Here is a 24,415-nt window from a genome sequence, read left to right on the forward strand (position 1 = left end):
CGAGCCCGCCAAAGCGTGCGGGTAACCCACCTTCGCGCGGGAATCCGGTCAGCCAGTGTTACCGATCAGCTCGACGCCGTTTCCGTTCCAGCGGAACCTGACGACGCTGTCGAGACCCGGCATGCCGTTCGAGTAGCGCAGCGCGACGGTGTCACCGGAGCTTTGAAGGGTGTCCACCCCGTTGAAGCCGTAGGTGTCGGGCGCCCCGGTGGGGATGAACTTGCCGAGGTGGAACATCACCGCCCGGGTGTTGGGGTTGCTGGCGTTGGTGTTGGCCTTGACGATGACGACCGACAGCTGCGCGCATTCGTTGTAGTTGCCCGCGATCGGCTCCGGGTTCCAGCCCTGGTTGCTGCGCGGATCGTGGGGCAGCTCGGCGACCGCCCGGGTGATCTCCGGTGCGGCGAGGTTGACCGCGCACGGGTCGTCAGCCGCCGGGGCGGCGGGTGCCGCGGCGGGACCTGGCGCCGGCGGCGCGGCGGCCGGGGGAGGTGCGGCGGGAGGCAGGGCGTCGGGCGTCTTGGAGACGGTGGAGTCGCTCGCCCCGCATCCGGCGAGGACCGCAACCGTCGCCGAGAATGCCGCCATCGATGCGATGAAGCCGTTGATCCGAACCGTGCACATCACCTGAGCCACCCTTGCAAATCGCGTCGACCTGGTCGCGCCGACACACCGCGTGGCGAATTCGGGTGGTTGCTGGCACTAGACTCGATCCCGATGACCTCCGCCGAGTCGGATGCGAGCCAGGACGGCTCGACCGGCGACCTGTCCTTCAACGACCTGCAGATACACCCGTCGGTGCTGCGGGCAGTCTCCGACGTCGGCTACGAGACCCCGTCCGCGATCCAGGCGGCCACGATTCCGGCGATGATGGCGGGTTCCGATGTGGTGGGTCTCGCCCAGACCGGCACCGGTAAGACCGCCGCGTTCGCGATTCCGATCCTGTCGAAGATCGACACCGGCAGCCGTGCGACCCAGGCGCTCGTCCTGGCCCCGACGCGCGAGCTGGCGCTGCAGGTGGCCGAGGCCTTCGGCCGCTACGGCGCACACCTGCCCGAGGTCAACGTGCTGCCCATCTACGGCGGATCGTCCTACGGCCCGCAACTGGCGGGGCTCAAGCGCGGCGCCCAGGTGGTGGTCGGCACGCCGGGCCGCGTGATCGACCACCTCGAGAAGGGCCGCCTGGACCTGTCGCGCCTCGACTACCTGGTGCTCGATGAAGCCGACGAGATGCTGCAGATGGGTTTCGCCGAGGACGTCGAGCGCATCCTGGCCGAGACCCCCGAGTTCAAACAGGTCGCGCTGTTCTCGGCGACCATGCCGCCCGCGATCCGCAAGATCACCAAGAAATACCTGCACGACCCGGTCGAGGTCACGGTCAAGGCCAAAACCGCGACCGCCGAGAACATTTCGCAGCGCTACATCCAGGTGTCGGGCCACCGTAAGATGGACGCGCTGACGCGGGTGCTCGAGGTCGAAGAGGGCGACGCGATGATCGTGTTCGTCCGCACCAAGCAGGCCACCGAAGAGGTCGCCGAACGGCTCAAGGCCAGGGGCTTCGCCGCGGCGGCGATCAACGGCGACATTCCGCAGGCCCAGCGCGAGCGCACCATCGCGGCATTCAAGGACGGCAGGATCGACGTCCTGATCGCGACCGACGTCGCCGCGCGCGGCCTCGACGTCGAGCGCATCTCCCACGTCCTCAACTACGACATCCCGCACGACACCGAGTCCTATGTGCACCGCATCGGGCGCACGGGCCGTGCCGGCCGATCCGGCAAAGCGCTGCTTTTCGTCACCCCACGCGAGCGGCACCTGCTCAAGGCCATCGAGAAGGCCACCCGCTCTAAGCTCATCGAATCCGAACTGCCCACCGTCGAGGACGTCAACGCCCAGCGCGTGGCCAAGTTCCGCGACTCGATCACCGAAGCGCTCAACGCTCCCGGCGCCGACGTCTTCCGCAACATCATCGAGGACTACGAACGCGAGCACGACGTGCCGATCGCCGACATCGCGGCGGCATTGGCCGCGCAGGCGCAGGGCGGTGACGAGTTCTTCATGGTCGAACCGCCTCCGGAGAAGCGCCGCGAACGCGAGGACCGTCCCCGCCGCGACAAGCCCGACCGCAAACCGCGCGAAGGTCTGGTCACCTACCGAATCTCGGTGGGCAAGCGGCACAAGGTCGGGCCCGGCCACATCGTCGGCGCCATCGCCAACGAGGGCGGGCTGCACCGCAGCGACTTCGGCCACATCACCATCCGCCCGGATTTCTCGTTGGTGGAGCTGCCCGCCGATCTGCCCAAGAAGACGCTCAAAGCGCTTGAGAACACCCGTATCTCGGGGGTGAAGATCAACCTGCAGCCCGACCGACGGCCGGACAAGGGCCGGCACAAGCAGAGATGACGTTGTCGCGGGGGCTGGACGCGCAGGGCGGTCTGGAATCCGTCAGCAGGGCCGAGCGTGTCGCCTCGCTCACCGGTATCCGCGCCGTCGCGGCGTTGTTGGTGATGCTGACCCACGCCGCGTATACGACGGGCAAGTACCCGCAGGGCTACGTCGGTCTGGTGTACTCCCGTGCCGAGATCGGCGTACCGATATTTTTCGTGCTCAGCGGTTTTCTGTTGTTCGCGCCGTGGGTGAAAGCGGCCGCGGCGCAACGGCCCGCCCCGTCCGTGCGTCGGTACGCGTGGCACCGCGTTCGCCGCATCATGCCCGCTTACGTCGTGACCGTGCTGGTGGCCTACCTCGTCTACCACTTCCGTACCGCCGGCCCGAACCCCGGGCACACCTGGGAGGGGTTGTTCCGCAACCTCACCCTGACGCAGATCTACACCGACCACTACCTGTATTCGTTTCTGCACCAGGGGCTTACACAGATGTGGAGCCTCGCGGTCGAGGTCGCGTTCTACGTGTTGCTCCCGCTGCTCGCATGGTTGCTGCTGGTGGTTCTCTGCCGGCGTCGGTGGCGGCCCGGCCTGCTGATCGGCGGACTGACCGCACTGGCCCTCGTCACCCCGGCCTGGCTGATCCTGGTGCACACCACCGACTTTCTGCCCGACGGCGCGCGGCTGTGGCTGCCGTCGTACCTCGCGTGGTTCATCGGCGGCATGCTGCTGGCCGCGTTGCAACCCCTGGGGGTGCGGGCCTACGGTCTGGCGTGCATCCCCGTCGCGGTTGCGTGCTATTTCATCGCGTCCACCCCGATCGCCGGCGAGCCGACCACGTCACCCAACGAGTTGCGCGAAGCCGTGGTGAAGGCGTTCTTCTACGCGGTGATCGCCACGCTGGCGGTCGCGCCGCTGGCGCTCGGCGACCGAGGCATCTACGCACGGCTGTTGTCGAGTCGGCCGATGGTGTTCCTCGGGGAGATCTCCTACGAGATCTTCCTGATCCACCTGATCACGATGGAGGTCGCGATGGTGGAGATCCTGCACTACCCGATCTACACCGGGTCGATCGTGATGCTCTTTCTCGTCACCTTCGTGATGACCGTGCCGCTGGCGTGGCTGTTGCACCGGTTCACCCGGGTGCGGCCCACCTAGTAAGGGGTCGATCGCACGCACCCGGTGCGGGCAATCAACCCGTCAAGGGCCGACGCCTCCCGCCAAATCGTTAGGGTAGCCTAACCAGAACGGCGACACGGAGGGCTGGTTATGTCGGACAAGAAGCCAACGCGCGGTTTCCAGGGTGCGGTGCTCAAGCTGCTGCGGGCAGGCGACTATCGGCTGACCGTATCCGGAAAACGCGAGGTCAGCCCGCATTACGTTCGGCTGAGCTTCGATGCGGGCGGCATGCTCGCCGACCGGCCCCTGCACCCGACGATGTGGATCCGGATGTGGTTCGCCGACGGCGACAAGCTGCATCAGCGCGGCTACACGCTGGTCGACCCGAACCCTGCGGCCGACACCGTCGACATCGAGTTCGCGTTGCACGACGGCATCGCCTCGCACTGGGCGGAGAACGCGCAACCGGGCGACACGATCGAGGTGACGGTGCTCGGCAGCAACTTCACGCTGCCCGAACCCTCGCCGGCCGGATACGTCATCGTCGGTGACACCGCATCGCTGCCCGCCATCAACTCGCTGCTGACCGCGATCGGCGACACCCCCGCGCGGGTGTTCCTCGAGGCGGCGCATGACGACGACCGGCAGCTTCCGGTCGCCCGTAGCAAGGACGTCATGTGGGTGGACCGCAAGAACGCCGGCGAGGCGCTCGTCGAAGCCGTCGCCGCGGCGGCGTTCGACGCGCCCGATCACTTCGGGTGGGTCGCCTGCGACAACCGCACCACCCGCGCGGTGGCCAAGGTCTTCCGCGAGGACTACAAGATCTCCAAGAAGTCGATCAAGGCCCAGGCGTACTGGGTCGCCTGACGGCTCGGGGCGCTACCGGCTGACCTGACGGCCCGGCTAGATCGTCCGCTCCCGTTCGCCCGGCAGGACGATCGGTACGACGAACTCCTCGAGCATCGACCGCTCGTCGGCCTCGTCGTGGCCGGGGAACAACATCAGCGACGTCATCACGCGCACCAGCCACCGCGCGCGATGCGCGACCAACTCCCGGTCGTCGGGCCCCAGCGAGATGACGAACGCCTCGGTCAACGCCTTGATCACCTCGGACTCCTCGGCCATCTCCGCGCCGATCGGTCGCTGGGTGGTGGCGAACCACGACGCCAGGGCCGGGCTTTCGCGGACGTTGCGCAACGAGGCGATCATGCCCTCGATCAGGCGCTCGCGTGGATCGGTCAGCGCATTGATCTGTTCGGTCATCTCGCTGTAGAGCCGGTAGCTCTCACGGTGCACATACGCGGTGTAGAGCGCCTCGCGGTTTTCGAAGTAGCGGTACAGCGTGGCGCGTGAACACCCTGCCGCCGAAGCGATTTCGTTCATCCCGACGGTGGCGGCCTCTTTCTGGGTGAACAGTTCGCCCGCCGCGTCGAGGATGCGATCGGCGGCCACCTCGGTGCGCCGCGCCGCCAGCCAGTCGCCGGCCATCAGGCGGTCACCTCGAACGGTACGGACAGTGGCCGGCGCACGTAGCTGCCGCCGGCCCAGACGATTCCGCTCTCATCCACCTCGAATTCCGGAATGCGGGTCAGCAGTTCGGTGAGGGCGACGCGCGACTGCATACGCGCCGCGGCCGCGCCGAGGCAGTGGTGGGCGCCGTGGCTGAAGGTCAGGATGTTGCGCGGCTTACGGGTCACGTCGAGTTCGGATGCGTCGTCGCCGAACTGGCGCTCGTCACGGTTGGCCGACGCGTAGAGGAACAACACGCGCCTGCCCTCCGGGATAGTGGTGTCGGCGACCGTCACGTCACGGGTGACGGTGCGGGCCAACCCCTGCACCGGGGAGGTCATGCGCAGAAACTCATCGACGGAATCCGGTATCAGGTCGGGGTTTTCGGTGAGCAGGCGGCGCTGATCGGGTCGCTGGTGAAGCAACTGGACCGAACCGCCCAGCATGCCGGTGGTCGTGTCGTTGCCGCCGGTGACCATGGTGAAGGTGAACGCGAGTATCGACAGCACACCGGCGATGTCGCCGTCGGCGCCGACGCCCGCGGCCACCAGATGCGAGACGGTGTCGTCCTCCGGTTGCACGCGGCGTCGTTCGATGAGATCGGTGAAGTACGCCATCATCTCGCCCAGATTGTCGCCGAGCGTCTCCAGCGCACCGCCGATTCCGCCCTCGGTGGTGTTGGCGGCGACGATCGCCTCTGTCCAACCGTCGAACTTGTCGCGATCGGCCTCCGGAACGCCGAGGTAGTGCGCGACCACCATGGACGGCAGCGGCTTGAACAGTTCGGTCACGATGTCGCCGCCGCCGTTGTGCTTGATGCGCTCGATCCGTTCGACGACGTACTCGCGCACCTTGGGTTCGACCGCTTCGACCTGCCGCGGCGTGAATCCCCGCGACACCAGCTTGCGGAACTCGGTGTGCACCGGCGGGTCCTGCATGACCATCGGCGGATTGTCGGCCAGCCCGATCAGCTCGAGTTCGCCGTAGTTGACCGTCAGCCCCTGCGCCGACGAAAACGTCTCGTGATCGCGTGCGGCGGCCCAGATGTCGGCGTGCCGCGACATGACGAAGTAGTCGTGATCGGGCCGATCGCGCGGCACCACATGATGCACCGGGTCGTGATCGCGCAGCGCGCGGTACATCGGCCACGGATCGGCCCACGTGTCGGCGTCGGCGAGCTGGAATCGAACCGGCATGTCATGAGACAGAGTAGCCGTCACGTCTCATTCGTATGACAGAAGCAGGAAACATGTCAAGACCCAGTTCCGCGAGCAGACGCAAAACTGCCGCATATTGCCCAAAAATGGGCACTTTTACGTCTGCTCGCGAATCAAGCGGAGCCTCAGATCGCGGCGCCGGGATTGAGGATGTTGTCCGGGTCCAGCGCCTGCTTGATCCGCCGGTTGAGTTCCATCGCCTCGGGACCGATCTGACCCGCCAGCCAGGGTCGTTTGAGCCTGCCGACGCCGTGCTCGCCGGTGATCGTGCCGCCGAGGCTGACGGCCAGATCCATGATCTCGCCGAACGCGTGGTGGGCGCGTTCGGTCATCGCGGGATCGGCGGGGTCGTACACGATCAACGGGTGCGTGTTGCCGTCACCGGCATGGGCGATCACCGAGATCATCAGTTCATGGTTGGCCGCGATCTTCTCCACGCCGCTGACCAGATCCGCCAGCGCGGGCAGCGGAACCCCGACGTCCTCGAGCAGCAGGGAGCCCTTCAGTTCGACGGCGGGGATGCAGAACCGCCGCGCGGCGACGAATGCCTCGCCCTCGTCGGGGTCCGACGTCGAGAACACTTCCTTGGCGCCGTGTTCGGTGAAGACGTCGGCCATGAACTGCGCGTCCTGGGCGCCGGACGGCCCACGGTCGTCGGAGGCGGCCACCAGCATCGCGGCCGCGTGCCGATCGAGGCCCATCTTCAACTTGTCCTCGACGGCGTTGATGGAGGTGGCGTCCATGAATTCCAGCATCGAGGGCCGGATCTTTCCCGTGATGGCGACGACGGCCGTGGCGGCCGCCTCGACCGAGTCGAAGGTCGCCACCACCGTGCACGCCGCCGACTGCGCAGGCAGCAGTTTCAGCGTCACCTCGGTGACCACCCCGAGCGTTCCCTCGCTGCCGACGAACAACTTGGTCAACGGAAGGCAGGCAACGTCTTTGAGCCGCGGACCGCCGAGCCGCACCGCCGTGCCGTCGGCGAGTACCACTTGCAGGCCGAGCACGTAATCCGTTGTGACGCCGTACTTCACGCAGCAGAGGCCGCCGGCATTGGTGGCGACGTTGCCGCCGATGCTGCAGATCTCGAACGATGACGGGTCCGGTGGGTACCACAGTCCGTACTCCGCGACCGCCTTCTTGACCTCCGCGTTCAGCAATCCGGGCTGGACCACGGCGGTGCGGGTCACCGGGTCCACGGTGATGTCACGCATCTTCTCCGTCGTCAGCACGATCGCGCCGTCGAGGGCCGACGCGCCACCGGACAGACCGGTGCCCATACCGCGCGGCACCACCGCCGTCCTGTTGGCGGTGGCCCAGCGCAGAACCGCTTGCACATCCTCGGTGGTGCGCGGTCGGACCACGGCCAGCGGTGTGCCCGCGTTCGGGTCGAAGGCCCGGTCCTGGCGATATGACCCCAGGATGTCCGGATCGGTGACAACGGCGCCCTCGGAAAGCGCGTCCACCAGATCGGCAAGGGGGGAGTCCACGACGCAATGGTACGAGCCGGCGTGGGTTGCGAGTCCGCCGTCGAGTCGCGGCGGCCCGAAACGCGCCCAGGTGCGAAAACGGCGGGATATAGTTCCGCCGTGATCAGCGGGGATCCGCTGGCGGGACGTGACGGCGAACTGGCAACCATTCGCCGCGCACTCAGCGGGGGCAGTGACAAAGCAGGCGTCGTGATCGTCGGCGCGGCGGGGGTGGGCAAGACGCGGCTCGCGCGCGAGGTGCTGCGGGTCGCCGAACGCGCGGGCGAGCGCACGAATTGGGTCGTCGGCACCGAGTCCGCGCGGGCGCTGCCGCTCGGTGCGTTCACGGCGGTGATCAACGACGCCATCGCCGATCCGACGCCGAATGTCCGTCAGCTGATCAATTCCCTTGTCGCGCAACAGCGCCACGGCCGAACCCTGATCGGAGTCGACGACGCGCATCTGCTCGACGGACTGTCGGCGCACGTCGTGCACCAGCTCGCTCAGAGCCGGGCGGCCCGCCTGGTCGTCACCCTGCGCTCGGGTGCCGACGAACCAGACGCGATCACCGCGCTGTGGAAGGACGGCCTGCTCGTCCGCCTCGATCTCGCACCGCTGTCAGCAGACGCGACGCGCACCCTCATCGAGGAGAGCCTCGGCGGCGTGGTGGATGCCCGTAGCGCTCAGCGGTTCTGGAAGCTGACGGGCGGCAACGCGCTGTTTCTGCGCCAATTGGTCAACGATCAGGTCGATGCCGGCCGGATGCGGCAGACGGCGGGGGTATGGATGTGGGACGGCGGCGTCGCGGTCTCGCAGAGCATCAGCGACATGGTCGGCCGCCAGCTGCGCGAGCTGACGCCGGAGGTGGCGCTGGTGGTCGACACCCTGTCGCAATGTGAACCGCTGACGGTCGACGCACTGTGTGACGTCGTGGACCGGGAGGCGCTCGAGGCTGCCGAACGGATGCGGTTGGTGACGGTCGAGCGAAGCGGGGCAGACCTGGTCGCCCGCCTGGCTCACCCGCTGTACGGCGAACTGCGCCGCGCCGCAGCCGGCGAGATATACCTGTCCAGAATCCGCGGCAGGCTGGCCAGTCGGCTGACCGAAGAGGGGGAGTGTGACGTTCAGGCCACGGTGCGCCGGGGGCTGCTGGCACTCGAGTCGGACCTGCCGCCGGATCCCGACGTCTACCTCAAGGCGGCGCGCTGTGCGATGACGCTGCTCGACCTCGAACTCGCCGACCGCTTCGCGACGGCCGCCGCGGACGCCGGGTGCGCCGAAGCCGCGGGGGTGCGCGCGTTGAACCTGTTTCTGCTCGGCCGCGGGGCGGAGGCCGAGGACGTCTTGAGCCGAATGGCCGTCGACGGTGCGACGAGCGCACACCAGTGGTCTCTGCTGCGAGTGGCCAACCTGATCTGGATGCTCGGCCGCATCAACGACGCGACCGTGGTGTTGGCACGGCTGGCCGAGGCGCCCGAGACGACAGCCGAGCGGTTCGCACGCATGGCCGCCGAAGCGTGCGTCGACGCCGTATCGGCGCGTTGCGAGGTGGCGTTGGAAAAGGCCACGGCGGCACTGGAATCGGGCGTGTTGACGGACTTCGACGCGATGATGGCGTCGGTGGCGTTGACGATGGCGCTGGGGGCGCTCGGCCGAACAGATGAGCTCACCACGGTCGCGGAGTCGGCGCTGAACCGGGCGATGACGTCGTTTCAAGCATCGCACATGCGGTTCTGGTTCGCCAGCGTCTATCTCCGCGCGTGCCGGTTGACCGGGCGCATCGACGAGTGCTCGGCGATGGTGCGGCGAGTGGCCGATTCGGCGGACGAGGTGCCCAGCCTCGCCTACGCCAATCTGGCGTCGCTGCTGGGGCACGCCGAACTCATGCGTGGCAATGTCCGCGACGCCGTGAAGCTTCTGCACGAAGCGCTGGCCGGTGTCCAAAGGCACGGTGTGGCAAGCGGTTTACGCCCATCCACCGGCTTCGGCCTGGCGGAGGCACACGCGAAACTCGGTGAAGGGCCTGCGGCCGGGGCAGCGATCGCCGAGGCCCGCGAAAGCGTGCCGCCCGACTTCGCGTTCATGCAGACCACTCTCAGCGTCGCCGAAGGATGGTCGTTGGTCGCCAACGGGTGTGTCACCGACGCCATCGCGGTCGCGCGGACAGCGGCGTCGCAGGCCCGCGCGCGCCGTCAGCCCACCCATGAGCTGGCGTGCTACCAGGCGGCGGCGCAGTGGGGCGACACCTCGTGTGCCGCGTCCGCGCGTCGAGTCGCCGACGAACTCGCGCTGCCGTTGGCCGATGCCGTTGCGCGACATGCCGAAGCGTTGGCCGCCGACGACGGAGAGGGACTGCTCGCCGCCGCTGGTGCGTATCGCACAATCGGCGACCGGGCCGCCGCGGCCGACGCCGCTGCGCAGGCAGCCGTCGCGTTCACCCGCGCCCAGCACCGCAAGCGCGGGCTGTACGCCGCCGCTGTGGCCAAGGAACTCAGCGACGCCTGCGGCGGACTGTGTACACCGGCGCTGCGAGTGCCCGCCAGCCAACCGCTGACCGGTCGTCAGCGCGAGATCGTCGAGTTCGTGGTGGCCGGGCTGTCCAACCGCGAGATCGCCGACCGGCTGGTGATGTCGGTGCGCAGCGTCGAAGGCCACATCTATCGCGCCTGCCAACGGGTGGGTGCGAACTCCCGTGAGGAACTCGCCGCGATCGCCAGGCAGGGGCCGGTTCCCGGTGACTGAAGACCGCGAGCGCCCGCCGATGGAAGGCGCGATGGGGGAAGGTCCGCTCATGGACGGGATCCACCACCGCGAGGCCGGATTCGGGTCTTGGGCGACTCGCCGCGCGTTTCTGTGTGGCGATCGAGTGGCCCTGATCGACGGAGACCGGCGGATGACCTACGCCGAGTTCGACCGCCGGACCGATCGGCTGGCCCAGGCGTTGCGGGCGTCGGGCGTGCGGAAAGGCGACCGCGTGGCCGGACTCATGATCAACAGCTCCGCCTTCCTGGAGACGTTGTTCGCCGTTGGGAAGCTCGGGGCGGTTTTCGTGCCGATCAGTTTCCGGCTCGCCGCACCCGAGGTCGCTTACGTGCTGGGTGATTCCGGTGCGACCACCTTTGTGTGGTCGGGACAGTTTTCGGCGCTTGCTCGCGCGGCGTGTGCCGGCGCGGGGGTAAAGGTCAAGACTCGGGTGGTGGTCGGCGGTGAAGCCACTTCCGGAGAAACCGATTTCGAACAGCTCCTCGACGGTGGCGAGGATCGCTCCGTGGATGTCGACATAGTCGGCAACGACTTGTGTTGCCTTCCTTACACTTCGGGGACGACAGGGCGCCCGAAAGGCGCGATGCTGACCCACGACAACGTGTTCTGGAACACGATCAATGTCGTGGCCGCCGGCCGGGGGCTGCACGAGGGGGATCGGACCGTCACTGCGGCGCCGTTGTTCCACATTGGTGGGCTGAGCGTGCACACGCTGCCCCTGATATATGTCGGTGGCACAAACGTATTGCTGCCCGGCTTCCGCCCGGAGGAAGCGCTCGCCGCGATGGCGCGAGAGCGCGTCACCGTCCAGTTCCTCGTACCGGCGATGTGGGCGGCGCTGATGGCCGTACCGGATTTCGAGTCCTACGACTTGTCGGCGCTCGAATTGGCCGTCAGCGCCGGTGCACCGTGTCCACTGCCGGTGCTCGAGTACTTTCAGGATCACGGTGTGCCGTTCCAGGAGAGCTTCGGTCTCACCGAAACCGGCGGCGTCACGCTTCTCGACGCCGACCACGTCAGGGAGAAATCGGGCTCGGTGGGCCGGCCTCTCTTCCATGTGCAAACCCGAATCGTCGATGAGCAGGACCGCGACGTGGCAACCGGCGCGGTCGGCGAAGTCGCCGTCCGCGGTCCGGCTGTCTTCGCGGGCTACTGGAAGAAGCCGGAGGCGACCGCCGAGGCGTTTGGCGGCGGGTGGTTTCACACCGGTGATCTGGGCCGCGTTGATACGGAGGGCTTCATCACCCTCGTCGACCGCAAGAACGACATGATCATCACTGGCGGCGAGAACGTCTACCCGGTCGAGGTAGAGCAGATGCTGTGTCGCCACCCGGCGGTACGTGAGGTTGCGGTGGTGGGAGTTGCGAACACGAAATGGGGAGAAACCCCGATCGCGGTGGTCGCCCTCGAGAACGCGGTGGACGTCGACGGGCAAGAACTGATCGATTACGCGCGTGAGCGGCTGGCCCATTTCAAGTGCCCCACGCGGGTCGAGTACTTACCGGAGTTGCCTCGCAACGCATCTGGGAAGGTGCTGAAGACCGTGCTGCGTGACCAATTCGGTGGCCGACCGTAGCATTGCTAAACCGTTGGCGGACGGTCCAGTTCGCGTAGCGCGGGCAGGAACACCGCGACCACTCCGAGCAGCAGCATCGGCAGCGCGAGCGCCAGGAACGTCACGTGCAGGCCGGCCGAGTCGGCCAGCGGACCGGCCACGATCAGACCCAGCGGCCCGGCCGCGTAGGCCAGCGAGCCCATCACGCCGACCACCCGCCCGCGCAGGTGCTGTGGCGCCCGGGTCTGCATGACGTAGTTGTAGATCGGCGCGATCGGCCCGTAGACGAGGCCGACGATCGCGGACAGCACGAGGATCAGCGGCAGCGGCGGCAGGAACGCGATCACCGTCATGGCCAGCCCGAGCGTCAGTACCGCGGTCAACATCGTCGCCCGCCGGCTGACGTACCGCGACGACACCGCATAGCCGAGCGCGCCGATCAACCCGCCGATGCTCAACGCCATCAACACCCATCCGAGCTGCGCCGGTTCGTCGCGGTCGGTGAAGTACTTGGGAAACAGAACCGACTCCATGGGCATGTAGAGCCCGGTCGCCACCAGATCGACGAACGCCAAAGCGCGCAGCACCTTGTTGTGCCAGACGAACTTCAGCCCCTCGACGACGCCCTCCCACACCCCCTCGGGCAGCGAGGTGCGGTCCGGAATGCCGGCTCCTTCCAGTTGCAGCACCGCGATCGCCACGATCGAGAAGCCGAACGCCGCCGCCGTCACCCACATCGTGTTGATGCCGCCGAGCGTCGCGATCAGCACTCCGCCGATACCGGGGCCGACGATGTAGGCGAGGTTGAACACCGCCTCGTAGACGCTGTTGGCGCGGTCCAGCGTCCATCCCGCGCGATTCGCCGCCTCCGGCAGCATCGTCTCGCGCGCGGTCATCCCCGCCGGATCGAAGAAGGCGCCCAGTGCGGCCAGCGTGGCCAGCACCGCGACGTTGACCGCCTCGACGCCGAGCGTCAGCGCCAGCACGGGCACGGCGGCCACCGACACCGCGGACAGCGCGTCGGAGATCATCGAAACCCGCCGTCGCCCTAGATAATCCACCGCGGCGCCCGCGATCAGCGTCGCCACCAGAAGCGGCAGCGAGCCCGCCATCGCCACAATCGAAGCGTCCAGTGCAGATCCGTTGCGCTGCAACACCAGCCATGGAAACGCGACGAGCGATATGCCGTTGCCGGCACCGGCCGTCAGCGCGGCGAACAGGATCAGTAGTAGGGGGCCGCGCCTGCTATTCGTCATGGGTTATCGCGGCAGAATCTAACAGCGCGCGGGGCCGCTCGGCACCGGAATTTCGCACCGTGCACAGTGGTGCTGTGCAGCTGTTGCCTCACCCGCGGACCGGTGGGCGGTTCGCGTCGCCGGTTCCTGCCGGTTCGGGCTGGCCGGGTGACCCCGCCACACCAAAGACCGCCGTCGCGGCGGCGGCCGCACAAGTCGAGTCGATGGCCGCGGCGGCGCGGTCACTCGACGAGCTCGACGCCGAGGTCTCGGTGTGCCGGGCCTGTCCCCGCCTGGTGGAGTGGCGCGAGGAGGCGGCCGTCGTCAAGCGCAAGTCGTACGCCGACGAACCGTACTGGGGCCGCCCGGCACCGGGGTGGGGCTCATCCGAGCCCCGGGTGTTCGTCGTGGGGCTCGCTCCGGCGGCCCACGGCGCCAATCGCACCGGCAGGATCTTCACCGGCGATCGCTCCGGCGATTTCTTGTTCGCGGCGCTGCACCGGGTGGGCCTGGCCAACCAGTCGCTGTGCGTGGACGCCGCAGACGGGTTGGCGCTCAAGGCAACCCGGGTGGCCGCGGCAGTGCGTTGCGCGCCGCCGGCGAACGCGCCGACGCCGGCCGAGCGGGCGACGTGCGCCCCGTGGCTGGACGCGGAATGGCGGCTGACGGCGGCGCACGTGCGGGTGGTTGTCGCGCTCGGCGGGTTCGCGTGGCGGGCGGCGCTGCAGATGCTGCGTACGGGCGGGGTGCCGGTGCCTGTGCCCGCGCCGAAGTTCGGTCACGGCGCCACCGCGGAGCTGGGCCGCGTCTCGTTGGTGGGCTGCTATCACCCCAGCCAGCAGAACACGTTCACCGGAAAGCTGACCCCACAGATGTTCGACGACGTCTTCCGCACGGCCAAAGAGCTGGCGGCCGTCGAGTAGTCCCGCTGAGGAATCGCTGGTCGGCGCGGTGCGGGGAACGTCTCTGCGGTCGAATGCGTTGTGTCTGCCATGCGCTTATCAGTCCTCGATCTCGTGCCGGTGCGCACCGACCAGTCGACCTCCGACGCGGTGGCCGCGTCGACGCAGCTCGCACAGACCGCCGACCGCCTCGGCTACACCCGGCTGTGGGTCGCCGAGCACCACAACATGCCCTCGGTGGCGGCGACCAGCCCGCCGGTGCTCATCGCCCATCTGGCCGCGCACACCCGGCACCTGCGGGTCGGTTCCGGCGGCGTGATGCTGCCCAACCACGCGCCGTTGGCCGTGGCCGAGCAGTTCGCGCTGCTCGAGGCGGCGCATCCGGGGCGCATCGATCTCGGCATCGGCCGGGCACCCGGGTCGGACCCGGTGACGTCGATGGCGCTGCGCGGCGCCGTCGGCCGCGACGACCGTGACATCGAGGCGTTCCCCGACTACCTCGACGACGTCGTCGCGCTGATGAGCGCGCGCGGGGTGCGGGTTCCGATCCCGAACCAGCGCTACATCCTCAAGGCGACACCCGCGGCGGCGAGCGAACCGAGGCTGTGGCTGCTGGGGTCGTCGATGTACTCGGCGCACCTGGCCGCCGCCAAGGGCCTGCCGTACGTGTTCGCCCATCACTTCTCGGGCCAGGGCACCGCGGAGGCGTTGGCCACATATCGCTCGGAGTTCCGGCCCAGCGAGTTGGCGCCCGAACCCGTCACGTTCCTCACCGTCAACGCCGTTGTCGCCGAAACGCACGATGAGGCAACGGCTTTGGCGCTGCCCAACCTCCAGATGATGGCAAGGCTGCGAACCGGTCAGCCGCTGGGCCCGCTCGACCTGGTCGAGGACTCCGAGCAGCAGGAACTCGCACCGCAGGCGCAGCGCATCGCGGAGGCGGCGTTCGGGCGCGCGGTCGTCGGCGATCCGACCGAGGCGGCCGAGCAGGTGCGCGCGCTGGCCGACCAGTTCGGGGTCGACGAGGTCATGATCAACCCGGTGGCGTCGGCCCGTCGCGGCACCGATCCGGCCACCGCGCCGGCCCGCGACAAGACACTGGAACTGCTGGCGAAGGAACTGTTCTAGGCCGGGGTCAGCTTGATCACCGGGATCGGCCGTGACGTCCGCTTCTGGTAGCCGATGTAGCGGTCCTTGTTGCCCGGCATGTCGTTGACGATCCGCCAGAGCCGAGAGAAATCGGGATCACCGGGGGCGACCGGTGTGGCGGTCACGTTGATGCGCTTTGGTCCGACGTTGATCTCGACGTTCGGATCGGCCTTCAAATTGTGGTACCAGCCGGGCGCCTTTGGTTCGCCGCCCTTGGACGCGACGACCAGGTAGTCGTCCCCGTCGCGGGCGTAGGCAAGCGAATTCGACCGCTGCAAACCGGTTTTCGCGCCGACCGTGTGCAGGATCAGCATCCGCGGTGCACCGGGGAACGTATGGCCGATGCGGCCATTGGTGCCCTTGTAGATCTTGTCGTGCAGCAACAGCATCGGGTAGCCGATGTACTTCTCGTACCAGGGCATGCTCATGGGCTTAGTCTTGCGCAGCCGAGTCGAGTTCCGCCAGCGCCTCCCGCAGCAGCCGTCCCGACTCCTCCCGGTCCGGATCACGGCGAAGGAGCATGTTCTTGGCGAACGAGAGCTTGTCTCCGTTCTGCCGAGGCAGCACGTGCAGGTGGATGTGGAACACGGTCTGGAAAGCGGCTTTACCGTCGTTGATCACCACGTTGTTGCCGTCGACGTGCAAACCGGACCGGCGCGCTGCCCTCGCGATGCGCTGACCCACCCGTGCCAACGTGGCGACGGTCTCCGGCGGCGTGTCCGTCAGGTCCACCGTGTGCCGCTTCGGGATCACCAGCGTGTGGCCTCGGCTGAACGGACGGATGTCGAGGATGGCCACGACGTCGTCGTCTTCGTAGATGCGGATGGCGGGGGCCTCGCCGGCGACGATGGCGCAGAACACACAGGACATGCCGCCACGGTAGCGGTCAGCCCGCGACGTTCTCCTTCGCCCACTCGGCCAACCGCCGATCTCGCTCCTCCGGCGAGATGTCCTCGACGCGCGTCATCACCGACCAGCGCGTGCCGAACGGGTCGACGATCGACGCGAACCGGTCGCCGGTGACGAACGTCTGCGCCGGCTCGCGCACCACCGCTCCGGCCTGCTCGGCGCGCGATACCACCGCGTCGACGTCCTCGCAGTACAGCGCGATCGAGTGCGTGGCGGGGGTCCCCGCGTCCGGCGCGGCGATCTGGTACGCCTCGGCGGGATCGCCCAGTTGCAGGCGGCCGTTGCCGAAGTCGAGTTCGGCGTGCGCGACGGTCCCGTTCGGGCCGTCCATGCGGTCGACCAGGGTGGCGCCGAACACCGAGGTGTAGAAGTCGATCGCGGCCGAGGCGCCGTCGACGCAGAGGAACGGGGTCAGGCTGGTGTAGCCCTCCGGAATCTTGTTCACGCTCATGGTCGCCAGTCTGGGCGCCCGGCACCCCCGATTGATTGGAATTTCGCGACAGTCCGGACGCAGCGTGCGCCTGGGGTTTCGTAGCCTCGATTCCATGCGCGAGGTCGGAACGGCGGTACACACGGAGCCGGTGCGTGGCGTCGTCGGGCGCGTTGCCGGCGCATCCGCGTACGACCTCGACCGGTGGGCGCCGTCGCACCGAGCCGCCGCATTCGTCGAGCACTTCTGGTCGGTTCGCTGGGATCTCGCCGACGGGAAGCCGTTCACCAGCACGGTGATCACCTTCCCGTCGATGCACATCACCCGTGAATGGGGCAATGACAAAGCGCGCCACGGCTTTGCGCTACCGAACACCTTGGTGCACGGCGTTGTCGATCGCGTATTCGAGACGACGATCCGTGGACGCGGCGCCGTGGTGGGTGCCCGGTTCCATCCAGGCGGCTTCACCGCGCGCTTTGGCCGCGACGCGTCGATCATGACCGGGCGGGTCACGCCCGTGGACGACGGTCTCTTCGGCGGCGCGGTCGAACTCGACGATGACGTCACGTCGGCCGCCGAGCGGCTCGACGAGCTGATCGCGGCACACGGTGCTGAGCTCGACGGAACGTACGTGGCCCTGCGTGATCTGGTTCATCGGATCAGCGACGACGACCGTTTGCACCGGGTGGAACAGGTGATGGAGCTGTCGCCGTGGAGTACACGCACCACACAGCGCGTCTTTCGCCGGTATGTCGGCGTGCCGGTCAAGTGGGTGCTGTGCCGGTACCGGCTGCAGCAGGCGGCACTCGAGATCGAGAGAAACCCGCGCGTGGACTTCGCCGATCTCGCCGTGCGCCTCGGGTGGTACGACCAAGCGCACTTCATCAACGACTTCAGAACGATGCTGGGGGCCACACCCGGTGGATACGCCGCCCGGCACGGGGTCTGAGCGGTTACGCTGCCGCCGTGGACACCAGCGAGCTTGTCTTCGCGGGCGCCGCTGAGCAGGCCCGGTTGCTGGCCTCCGGCGCGATCACGGCTCCGGAATTACTGGGTCATTATCTCGAGCGCATCGCGCGCCTCGACACGACGCTTCGGTCCTACCGCGTCGTGCTCCACGACAGTGCGCGACGCGAAGCCGACGCGGCGCAAAAGCGGCTGACCGCCGGGGAGCGGTCACCGCTGCTTGGTGTGCCGATCGCGATCAAAGACGACGTCGACGTCGAAGGCCAGACGACGACGTACGGCAGCGCGGCACACGGTCCCGCGTGCGCCCGGGACGCCGAGGTGGTCCGGCGGCTGCGCGACGCGGGGGCGGTGATCATCGGCAAGACCTCGGTGCCGGAGATGATGCTGTGGCCGTTCACCGAGACGGTGACGTTCGGCGCGACCCGCAATCCGTGGAACGTCGACTTCGCGCCCGGCGGAAGCAGCGGCGGAAGCGGCGCTGCGGTGGCCGCCGGCCTGGCACCGGTCGCGCTCGGCTCCGACGGGATGGGCTCCATCCGGATCCCGGCGACATGGTGCGGACTGTTCGGCCTCAAACCGCAGCGGGACCGGGTGCCGATGGCGCCGCACGACGACGCCTGGAACGGCCTGAGCGTGAACGGTCCGCTCGCGAGGACGGTCGAGGACGCGGCCCTGTTCTTGGAGGCGGTGACAGGGGAGTCCGGATTCGTCGCGGCGGCGGAGAAGGATCCGCAACCTCTCCGAATCGCGTTGAGCGACAAGCCCCCGCCGATGTTGATGACCCGAGTGGGGCGCTTGCAGCGTGCGGCGCTGACCGAGGCGGGCGAGCTGTTGCGCGAACTCGGCCACGAGGTCGTCGTCCGCGATCCGGACTATCCGGCGTCGGTGATGTTCGATCAGGCGCTGCCGCGTTATTTCCGCGGCTGCTACGACGATGTCCAGACGTTGCCTCATCCCGAGCGGCTCGACGCCAGGACGCGCAGCTTCGCGCGGGTCGGCGGAATGATCTCCGATCGACGGATGAAGGCCATTCGTGAGGCGGAAAGCCGTACGGCCGAGCGGATTCAGTCGATCTACGACGACGTCGACGTGGTGGTCACCCCGGGAACCGCGAGGGGCCCGTCGCGCATCGGCGCGTATCAGCGCTGGGGCATGCTGTCTACGCTGCTGTCGGTCGCCTCGCGAGTGCCGTTCCAGGCGCTGTTCAACGTGACGGGTCAGCCGGCGGCGGCCGTGCCGTGGGGTTTCGACGGCAACGGCGTTCCGACGTCCGTGCAGTTGGTGGGCAAGCCTTTTGATGAGGTGACACTGCTTTCGCTCGCGGGACAGATCGAGCGTGCGCGGCCGTGGGCGCACCGCCGACCGCCGGTGTCTTAGGCCATCGCCTCGGCCCACGCGATGTGTCCTTCGAAGCCCAAGCCGTGCGCCGTCGTCCGATAGCGATCGCGGAAGTCGAGATAGCGGGCATGGTCGTTGCGCGCCTGTGCGAGAAGGGCCCGCATACGCAACAGCCAGATGTCGTAGAGCACGATGCCCGGTTCGAGCGGAATCGCGGCCATCTGGTCGATCGCCGACTCGGCCTCGCGTAGGTCATCCGGCCCTCCCCGACGAATCAACGCGCGCACAAGTACGTCGGTCATCATCGGGAGGAACAGCTTTCCGTCGTCCTCGATCTCCGCGGCGACGGATGCGCGGGCAAGCTCTATGGCCATCTCGAGCTCTCCACGTCGCATCTTGTCTTCCGCCACGAAGGTGTCGACCATCGGGATCGCGGTCCTGGCATATCTGTCCCGATTGGTGAGCTCGCGAGTCTCGGCAAGCAACTGCATGGCCATGGTGGTGGAGTCCGAGCCACCCCTCAACAGCCAGAAGGCGAGATTGGATTTCGCCAGCCCGACTGCAACGTCCTCACCGGTCAGCTCCGCCGAGGCGAGAACGGTCTTCAGCTCAGATTCCATCGCGACCCTGGGCCGGATCGCACCGTTCAGAACCGCCATCGTGTGCGTGTAGTAGATGACGCCGCCGCGGGTGACAGTTTCGGCGCCCGAAGCCATCTCGCACGCTCTTTCGATATCCTCCTGCCAGCCTTCGATTCCCAGGCTCCAACGGGCGAGCGCACGGAAGCCAGTCGTCAACGCAAGCGGGGAACTGGTCGCGATGTCGCCACCGCGCGATGGATCACCTCCGGCAAGCGCGATGGCGTACTCGGATAGACGCAGGACTTCGTGCATTTCGGCGGTTTCCTGCTTCGCGGCGAGGATTACGGTGGCCAGCGCCAGGATCAGGTCGGGATCACCGATCGATTCCAGCAGACGAACCTCTTCGGTGGCGAGCGCGGACGCCTCTCGCCGACGCGCATTGAAGAACGTCTCCATAATGGCGCCGGACAGCGCGATTGCGAGCGAGCGCCGGTCGCCGGCGGCAGTGCACAATTCACGCAGTTCGTCGAAGCCCGTGGCGAACCCGCTGCCCAGCAGCCGGAAGCCGGTTCCGCACAACAGGGTACGGGGCGCGATCTGCATGGCGAGTCGGCCCGGTTCGTCGGCTGGAAGGCGGTCGGCGGCCCGCTGAGCCCGCTGCCAGCTGGTCGCCGCGGCGAGGTTGTCGCGGTTGTTCGCCCACGTCGCTGCGCGCATGTGCCAGTCGAACGCGGCGCGCAGATCGCCCGCGCTCTCGTAGTGCTCGGCAATGAGCGCGGCGTTCTTGTCGGCCGATGCAGGATCCCGCTGTTCGATGATCGCGGCCAGCCTGCGGTGTAATTGCGCCCGCTGCGCCCTCAGCTGGCTCTCGTAGGCGACGGATCGGATCATCGGATGCCGAAACGCGAACACGGGTTCGGGAGAGAACCTCACCTGGTCGACGAGTTCGGTTTCGATCAGTGGCATGACGTCAGGGGTGTCCGTCAGGGCGGCAAGCGTTTCCAAGTCGAACTCCGTCGCGATCACCGACGCGGCGTAAAGCGTCTGTTTCGCAGTAGTGTCGAGTCGGTCGATGCGGGCTCCGATGGCCGCCTGCAGCGTCGCGGGGATGTTCGCCTCGGCGTCCGAACTGTCCAGTCGGTAATTGCCGGGCTGCCCGACGAGCGCACCACGCTCGGCAAGGTCGCGCAGCATCTCCTCGGCGAAGAACGGATTTCCGGCGGCGCGTTCGGCGATCGTGGTGGACAACGGCGCGACGGACGCGTCCGAACCCAGAAGACCGTCGGTCAGTGTCCGCACGTCGGCACTTCGCAACGGCCGCAGGGCGATTGTTTGAGATCCCGACAGCCGGGCGAGGATGCCGTGGTACTCGGACCGGTGGGTGATGAGCGTCAGCGACGACGTGTGCGGAATGACGGCCAGGAAGTCGGCCAGCAGCGATTCGCTCGCGTCGTCGATCCATTGCACATCCTCGACAATGTAGAGCGCGGATTCGGGACGATCGATGGACGCGGAATTGATGAGTGCGGTCAGTCGCCGCCGCCGGGCCTCCGGGGCAACCTCCGGCATCTCGGTGGTCGCTTCCCTGATACCCATGATGTCTTCGAGCAACAATCGGTCCTCGGCTGTGGCGTCGGCGAATTGACTCCGGATATGGGCGCGCGCGGCCTCGGCGTCGAGGCCGTCGGTCTGCGTGCCCGACCGCAGGAGTCGCGCCAGGACATGGAAGGGGATCTCGCGCGCATGTGACTCGCAGTGGGTGCTGAAGACCAACATTCCGCGAGTGGCGGCGACCGCTGCGGTCTCGCGCGCGAGCCGACTCTTGCCGATCCCTGGCGGCCCGACGATGTTGACCACGCATCCCGCACCGGTCATCGCCTCGTCGAGGAGAGCGGTGATGGTGTTCAGTTCCCAAGTTCGACCGACCAAGGGTGCGTCGCTGCGGCGCCGGGGACGGCTTTCGGCGACGGCGAGCAATCGCCGTGCGAGCACCGCTGCGGTGGTTCCCTTGACGGGCACCGCTTCGGCGTCGGCGAGGTCAACCGCGTCCTCGACGAGGTGGGCCGTCGACTCGCTGAGCATCACCCCACCGGGCGGGGCGACCGCCTCCATCCGCTGCGCTAGCCCGACCTGCTCACCGATGGTCGTGTAACTCGCGGTGACAGAACCGATTTCGCCGGCGACCACTTCACCGGAGTTCAGGCCGATTCGGAGCGACAGCTCGGCCCCGTCGTGGCTCTTCACAATCGTTGCGAGCCGAGCGGCCTCGGATTGGATGTCGAGCGCGGCGATACACGCGCGCAGGGCGTGGTCCTCCAACGCGATCGGGGCACCGAACACCGCCATGATGCCGTCGCCGGTGAACTTGTCGACGGTCCCGCCGTAGTGGGTGACGATCGTGGTGCAGTGGTCTAGCAGCTCGGCCATGATCTCGCGCAGCCGCTCGGGCCCGACGGCCGCGGCGAGGTCCATCGATCGGACGACGTCGGCGAACAGCACCGTCACCTGTTTGTACTCGGCGGGTCGTTGCGGCCCCTCCAGCGGCGCGCCACAGGCATCACAGAATCGGGCACCCGCTCGCGGTTCGCCACCGCATGCCCGACATGTCAGTGCAGTTGTCATCTGACACCTCCACGTCCGCATTGAGAATATGCGTCGCCAGAGCCGGCGGGGGACGTTATCGACGTGCGGACAGCGCTTCGCGCCAGATCGCGAGTTTCTCGTTGAACGGCATGGTCTGCGCCGGGCTGGTCGACGGCAGGCGTCGGTAGCTCAATTCATTTGCGACGGAAACGAGTCGGGTGTAGTTCTTCTCCGCTGCGGCGCCGTTGAACAAAACCAAACTGATATCGGGGTGCGTGTCGAAGAATTGCTGAAAGTCGTTCGCCACCATGCTTTCCGGTCTCACCGCGGAATCCAGACTGCCCGCGCGCCGACATGATCGCAGCACATCCCAGACCGCTATGCCATGAGCCCTCAGCGCGGCGCAACGCTGCTCGTACGGCGCGTCCGCCGCGAACCCGTAGATGTCGCCTGCGATGCGCCAGAAAGCATTGCGGGGGTTGCCGTAATACTGGTGCGCTGCCAGGGACATGACGCTGGGCATGTTGCCGAGGATCAACGTGTGGGGGCGTTCGCCGACGATCGGCGCGAACCCGTACAGCACCGGCGAACCCATGTTCCGACTATCGCACGGGGTATACGTTGGGCCGGTGGCCGATGACTTCGACGTCGAAGGGTCCGGTCTGCTCGACGGACTCGAAGGTGACGAACGCGCCGAACGCGCCGAATTGGTTTCGTGGTTGGTGAGCAGAGGCATCGACGTCGAGGTGATCCGCAACGCCTACCTGCCGATGCTGCTCGCCGCGCGTCAGGCACTGGGCGACGACGGCGTCTACGTCTCCACCCGGGAGACCAGCGAGAAGACGGGCATCGATCTCGACCTTCTGCAGCGCATCCAACGCGCGATGGGGCTGCCCACCGTCGACGACCCCGATGCGAAGGTCCATCTGCGCGCCGACGCCGAAGCCGCGGCATACGCACAGCGGTTCATCGAGATCGGGATCCTGCCGGACCAGATCATCCAGATCACCCGGGTACTCGCCGAGGGGTTGTCGAAGGCCGCCGAGGTGATGCGGTACGCCGGGCTCGCTTCGGTGCTCGACCCAGGCGCGTCGGAGCTCGTCATCGCCAAGAACGCCGAGGCGTTGGTGCGGACCGCAAACCCGCTGCTGGGCCCCATGATTCAGGACATGTTGCGGTTGCAGTTGCGGCATCTGATGGAGACCGAGGCGATCACCGCCTCCGAACGCGCGAAGGGCCAACGGCTGCCGGGTGCGCGGCTCGTGACGATCGCGTTCGCCGACCTCGTCGGCTTCACCCGGCTCGGTGAGGCCGTGCCGCCCGAAGATCTCGAGCGCCTCGCCCACCGGTTGTTCGATCTCGCGCACGAGGTGTCCGTCCCGCCCGTCCGGTTCGTCAAGACGATCGGTGACGAGGTGATGCTCGTCAGCCAGGAACCGGTGCCGCTGCTGGAGGCGGCGCTGACCCTCGTCGAAAAGACCAACGACGACGAGGATTTCCCACGGCTTCGCGTCGGCCTCGCCACGGGGATGGCCGTGAGCCGAACCGGTGACTGGTTCGGCGGGGCGGTCAATCTCGCGAGCCGCGTCACGGGCGCCGCTCGGCCCGGCTCCGTCCTGGTCTCGGAGTCGACGCACGAGGCGATCGGCGAAGACGAGCGGTTTTCGTTCTCGTTCGCGGGGTCCCGGCACTTGAAGGGGATCAAGTCCGATGTGAAGTTGTTCCGCGTGCGGCGGGCGGACTGAACTTGTCGGTGGTTCGAACTATTGTTCGATTATGGCTGAAGAAGGCTCGATACCTCGGACCCTAAGCCGGGTCTACGACAGGTCGCAGGCCTGACATGAGTGGGGGCGGGGTCGCCGATCGGGGGCAAGTTGTGAAGGCTCTTGATGCGTTGGACGCCGCGGTGGATGAGCTTGTTGGTTTGTCGGTGGAGGGGTTGGGGTCGCGTGATTTGGTGGAGGTGTTGTTTCGGTGTGAGCGGGTGGTTCGGCGGTTGCCGGTGGTCGATCATGCGGTGATCGCCCGGCTGGTGGCCGAAGTGGAGCCGAGGGCGGTGGGGGCGTGTTCGTGGCCGGAGGCGATAGCGACGGTGTTGCAGGTGTCGCGTAAGGAGGCCAGGCGTCGTATCGCGTCGGCGGCGGTGTTGGGTCCGCGGCGCGCGTTGACCGGTGAAGCGCTGGCGCCGGTGTTGGAGGCCACGGCGACAGCCCAGGCGCGCGGAGCGTTGGGTGGTGAGCAGGTCGGCATCATCGAGAGGTTCTTCGATCAGTTGCCCGCGCAGGTCAACTATGAGGCCCGCG

General features: G+C 67.6%; 21 protein-coding genes. 11 read left to right on the top strand and 10 right to left on the bottom strand.

Translation table 11 applies throughout. The annotated features are described in order from the left end of the window. Positions 1–48: 48 nt before the first annotated feature. Positions 49–588, bottom strand: a complete 540-nt coding sequence (locus tag A5752_RS25940) for an LppP/LprE family lipoprotein (RefSeq protein WP_067092091.1) — start codon at positions 586–588, stop codon at positions 49–51. A gap of 129 nt (positions 589–717) precedes the next feature. Between A5752_RS25940 and A5752_RS25945 the strand changes: the two genes are divergently transcribed. The 3 genes from A5752_RS25945 (at position 718) to A5752_RS25955 (ending at position 4,370) form a co-directional block, all read left to right on the top strand. Next, positions 718–2,403, top strand: a complete 1,686-nt coding sequence (locus A5752_RS25945) for a DEAD/DEAH box helicase (RefSeq protein ID WP_067092051.1) — start codon at positions 718–720, stop codon at positions 2,401–2,403. Next, positions 2,400–3,542: an acyltransferase family protein gene (locus tag A5752_RS25950; RefSeq protein ID WP_067092053.1), complete on the top strand. Its 1,143-nt coding sequence runs from the start codon at positions 2,400–2,402 to the stop codon at positions 3,540–3,542. The genes A5752_RS25945 and A5752_RS25950 overlap by 4 nt, the downstream gene beginning before the upstream one ends. A 111-nt stretch (positions 3,543–3,653) precedes the next feature. Then, on the top strand, positions 3,654–4,370 hold the full coding sequence (locus tag A5752_RS25955; protein ID WP_067092055.1) for a siderophore-interacting protein: 717 nt from the start codon (positions 3,654–3,656) through the stop codon (positions 4,368–4,370). A gap of 36 nt (positions 4,371–4,406) precedes the next feature. Here the strand turns inward: A5752_RS25955 and A5752_RS25960 are convergent, their stop codons facing one another. From A5752_RS25960 to A5752_RS25970, 3 genes are all read right to left on the bottom strand, one after another. Beyond that, positions 4,407–4,991, bottom strand: coding sequence for a TetR/AcrR family transcriptional regulator (locus A5752_RS25960; protein ID WP_067092057.1), 585 nt, complete (start codon positions 4,989–4,991; stop codon positions 4,407–4,409). Next, positions 4,991–6,208: a cytochrome P450 gene (locus tag A5752_RS25965; protein WP_502686805.1), complete on the bottom strand. Its 1,218-nt coding sequence runs from the start codon at positions 6,206–6,208 to the stop codon at positions 4,991–4,993. The genes A5752_RS25960 and A5752_RS25965 overlap by 1 nt, the downstream gene beginning before the upstream one ends. Before the next feature lie 146 nt (positions 6,209–6,354). Beyond that, the gene (locus A5752_RS25970; protein ID WP_067092061.1) at positions 6,355–7,719 is read right to left on the bottom strand and encodes an FAD-binding oxidoreductase; all 1,365 of its coding nucleotides are present in this window, start codon (positions 7,717–7,719) and stop codon (positions 6,355–6,357) included. Between the two features lie 99 nt (positions 7,720–7,818). On the opposite strand from A5752_RS25970, the gene A5752_RS25975 reads away from it, so the two are divergent. Both A5752_RS25975 and A5752_RS25980 read left to right on the top strand, forming a co-directional pair. After that, positions 7,819–10,440, top strand: a complete 2,622-nt coding sequence (locus A5752_RS25975) for a helix-turn-helix transcriptional regulator (RefSeq protein ID WP_067092063.1) — start codon at positions 7,819–7,821, stop codon at positions 10,438–10,440. Positions 10,441–10,489: 49 nt separating this feature from the next. Then, on the top strand, positions 10,490–12,037 hold the full coding sequence (locus A5752_RS25980) for an acyl-CoA synthetase (protein ID WP_067092093.1): 1,548 nt from the start codon (positions 10,490–10,492) through the stop codon (positions 12,035–12,037). Positions 12,038–12,042: 5 nt separating this feature from the next. Here A5752_RS25980 and tap read toward each other — a convergent pair whose 3' ends face one another. Then, complete coding sequence (tap, locus tag A5752_RS25985; protein WP_067092064.1) at positions 12,043–13,272, bottom strand: multidrug efflux MFS transporter Tap; 1,230 nt, start codon at positions 13,270–13,272, stop codon at positions 12,043–12,045. A gap of 59 nt (positions 13,273–13,331) precedes the next feature. Between tap and A5752_RS25990 the strand changes: the two genes are divergently transcribed. Beyond that, entirely contained in the window at positions 13,332–14,174 is an 843-nt protein-coding gene (locus A5752_RS25990; RefSeq protein WP_502686806.1) for a uracil-DNA glycosylase, read from the top strand. A gap of 69 nt (positions 14,175–14,243) precedes the next feature. Further along, entirely contained in the window at positions 14,244–15,281 is a 1,038-nt protein-coding gene (locus A5752_RS25995; RefSeq protein ID WP_067092065.1) for an LLM class flavin-dependent oxidoreductase, read from the top strand. Here the strand turns inward: A5752_RS25995 and A5752_RS26000 are convergent. Genes A5752_RS26000 through A5752_RS26010 form a run of 3 tightly spaced genes read right to left on the bottom strand, consistent with a single transcriptional unit; the run spans position 15,278 to position 16,662 of the window. Next, positions 15,278–15,724, bottom strand: a complete 447-nt coding sequence (locus A5752_RS26000) for a nitroreductase family deazaflavin-dependent oxidoreductase (protein WP_082964076.1) — start codon at positions 15,722–15,724, stop codon at positions 15,278–15,280. The two genes, A5752_RS25995 and A5752_RS26000, sit on opposite strands and share 4 nt — an antisense overlap. 10 nt (positions 15,725–15,734) lie before the next feature. Continuing rightward, on the bottom strand, positions 15,735–16,172 hold the full coding sequence (locus A5752_RS26005) for an HIT family protein (protein ID WP_067092067.1): 438 nt from the start codon (positions 16,170–16,172) through the stop codon (positions 15,735–15,737). Between the two features lie 16 nt (positions 16,173–16,188). Further along, positions 16,189–16,662 carry a VOC family protein gene (locus A5752_RS26010; RefSeq protein ID WP_067092068.1) on the bottom strand — a complete coding sequence of 158 codons (474 nt, stop codon included), beginning with the start codon at positions 16,660–16,662 and terminating at the stop codon, positions 16,189–16,191. 94 nt (positions 16,663–16,756) lie between these two features. On the opposite strand from A5752_RS26010, the gene A5752_RS26015 reads away from it, so the two are divergent. Then, positions 16,757–17,590 (top strand): AraC family transcriptional regulator, encoded by an 834-nt coding sequence (locus A5752_RS26015; RefSeq protein WP_067092069.1) that lies wholly within the window; start codon positions 16,757–16,759, stop codon positions 17,588–17,590. 17 nt (positions 17,591–17,607) lie between these two features. Continuing rightward, positions 17,608–18,987: an amidase gene (locus A5752_RS26020; protein WP_067092071.1), complete on the top strand. Its 1,380-nt coding sequence runs from the start codon at positions 17,608–17,610 to the stop codon at positions 18,985–18,987. On the opposite strand, the gene A5752_RS26025 is transcribed toward A5752_RS26020, so the two are convergent. Both A5752_RS26025 and A5752_RS26030 read right to left on the bottom strand, forming a co-directional pair. Then, on the bottom strand, positions 18,984–22,151 hold the full coding sequence (locus A5752_RS26025) for an ATP-binding protein (RefSeq protein ID WP_067092072.1): 3,168 nt from the start codon (positions 22,149–22,151) through the stop codon (positions 18,984–18,986). The two genes, A5752_RS26020 and A5752_RS26025, sit on opposite strands and share 4 nt — an antisense overlap. Before the next feature lie 55 nt (positions 22,152–22,206). Beyond that, positions 22,207–22,707 (bottom strand): DNA-deoxyinosine glycosylase, encoded by a 501-nt coding sequence (locus tag A5752_RS26030; protein WP_067092074.1) that lies wholly within the window; start codon positions 22,705–22,707, stop codon positions 22,207–22,209. 34 nt (positions 22,708–22,741) lie between these two features. On the opposite strand from A5752_RS26030, the gene A5752_RS26035 reads away from it, so the two are divergent. Next, entirely contained in the window at positions 22,742–23,857 is a 1,116-nt protein-coding gene (locus A5752_RS26035) for an adenylate/guanylate cyclase domain-containing protein (RefSeq protein ID WP_231967350.1), read from the top strand. Between the two features lie 161 nt (positions 23,858–24,018). Further along, a partial coding sequence (locus A5752_RS26040) for a DUF222 domain-containing protein (protein WP_197500734.1) occupies positions 24,019–24,415 on the top strand: 397 nt, incomplete at its 3' end.

This window comes from Mycobacterium sp. 852002-51961_SCH5331710, assembly GCF_001665535.1.
Taxonomy (GTDB): Bacteria; Actinomycetota; Actinomycetes; order Mycobacteriales; family Mycobacteriaceae; genus Mycobacterium.

What these genes read in the sequence shown, in the direction of transcription:
- A5752_RS25940 (WP_067092091.1), bottom strand. Translation starts at nt 588, where the DNA reads ATGGCGGCATTCTCGGCGACGGTTGCGGTCCTCGCCGGATGCGGGGCG.
- A5752_RS25945 (WP_067092051.1), top strand. Translation starts at nt 718, where the DNA reads ATGACCTCCGCCGAGTCGGATGCGAGCCAGGACGGCTCGACCGGCGAC.
- A5752_RS25950 (WP_067092053.1), top strand. Translation starts at nt 2,400, where the DNA reads ATGACGTTGTCGCGGGGGCTGGACGCGCAGGGCGGTCTGGAATCCGTC.
- A5752_RS25955 (WP_067092055.1), top strand. Translation starts at nt 3,654, where the DNA reads ATGTCGGACAAGAAGCCAACGCGCGGTTTCCAGGGTGCGGTGCTCAAG.
- A5752_RS25960 (WP_067092057.1), bottom strand. Translation starts at nt 4,991, where the DNA reads ATGGCCGGCGACTGGCTGGCGGCGCGGCGCACCGAGGTGGCCGCCGAT.
- A5752_RS25965 (WP_502686805.1), bottom strand. Translation starts at nt 6,208, where the DNA reads ATGCCGGTTCGATTCCAGCTCGCCGACGCCGACACGTGGGCCGATCCG.
- A5752_RS25980 (WP_067092093.1), top strand. Translation starts at nt 10,490, where the DNA reads ATGGACGGGATCCACCACCGCGAGGCCGGATTCGGGTCTTGGGCGACT.
- tap (WP_067092064.1), bottom strand. Translation starts at nt 13,272, where the DNA reads ATGACGAATAGCAGGCGCGGCCCCCTACTACTGATCCTGTTCGCCGCG.
- A5752_RS25995 (WP_067092065.1), top strand. Translation starts at nt 14,244, where the DNA reads ATGCGCTTATCAGTCCTCGATCTCGTGCCGGTGCGCACCGACCAGTCG.
- A5752_RS26000 (WP_082964076.1), bottom strand. Translation starts at nt 15,724, where the DNA reads ATGCCCTGGTACGAGAAGTACATCGGCTACCCGATGCTGTTGCTGCAC.
- A5752_RS26005 (WP_067092067.1), bottom strand. Translation starts at nt 16,172, where the DNA reads ATGTCCTGTGTGTTCTGCGCCATCGTCGCCGGCGAGGCCCCCGCCATC.
- A5752_RS26010 (WP_067092068.1), bottom strand. Translation starts at nt 16,662, where the DNA reads ATGAGCGTGAACAAGATTCCGGAGGGCTACACCAGCCTGACCCCGTTC.
- A5752_RS26015 (WP_067092069.1), top strand. Translation starts at nt 16,757, where the DNA reads ATGCGCGAGGTCGGAACGGCGGTACACACGGAGCCGGTGCGTGGCGTC.
- A5752_RS26025 (WP_067092072.1), bottom strand. Translation starts at nt 22,151, where the DNA reads ATGACAACTGCACTGACATGTCGGGCATGCGGTGGCGAACCGCGAGCG.
- A5752_RS26030 (WP_067092074.1), bottom strand. Translation starts at nt 22,707, where the DNA reads ATGGGTTCGCCGGTGCTGTACGGGTTCGCGCCGATCGTCGGCGAACGC.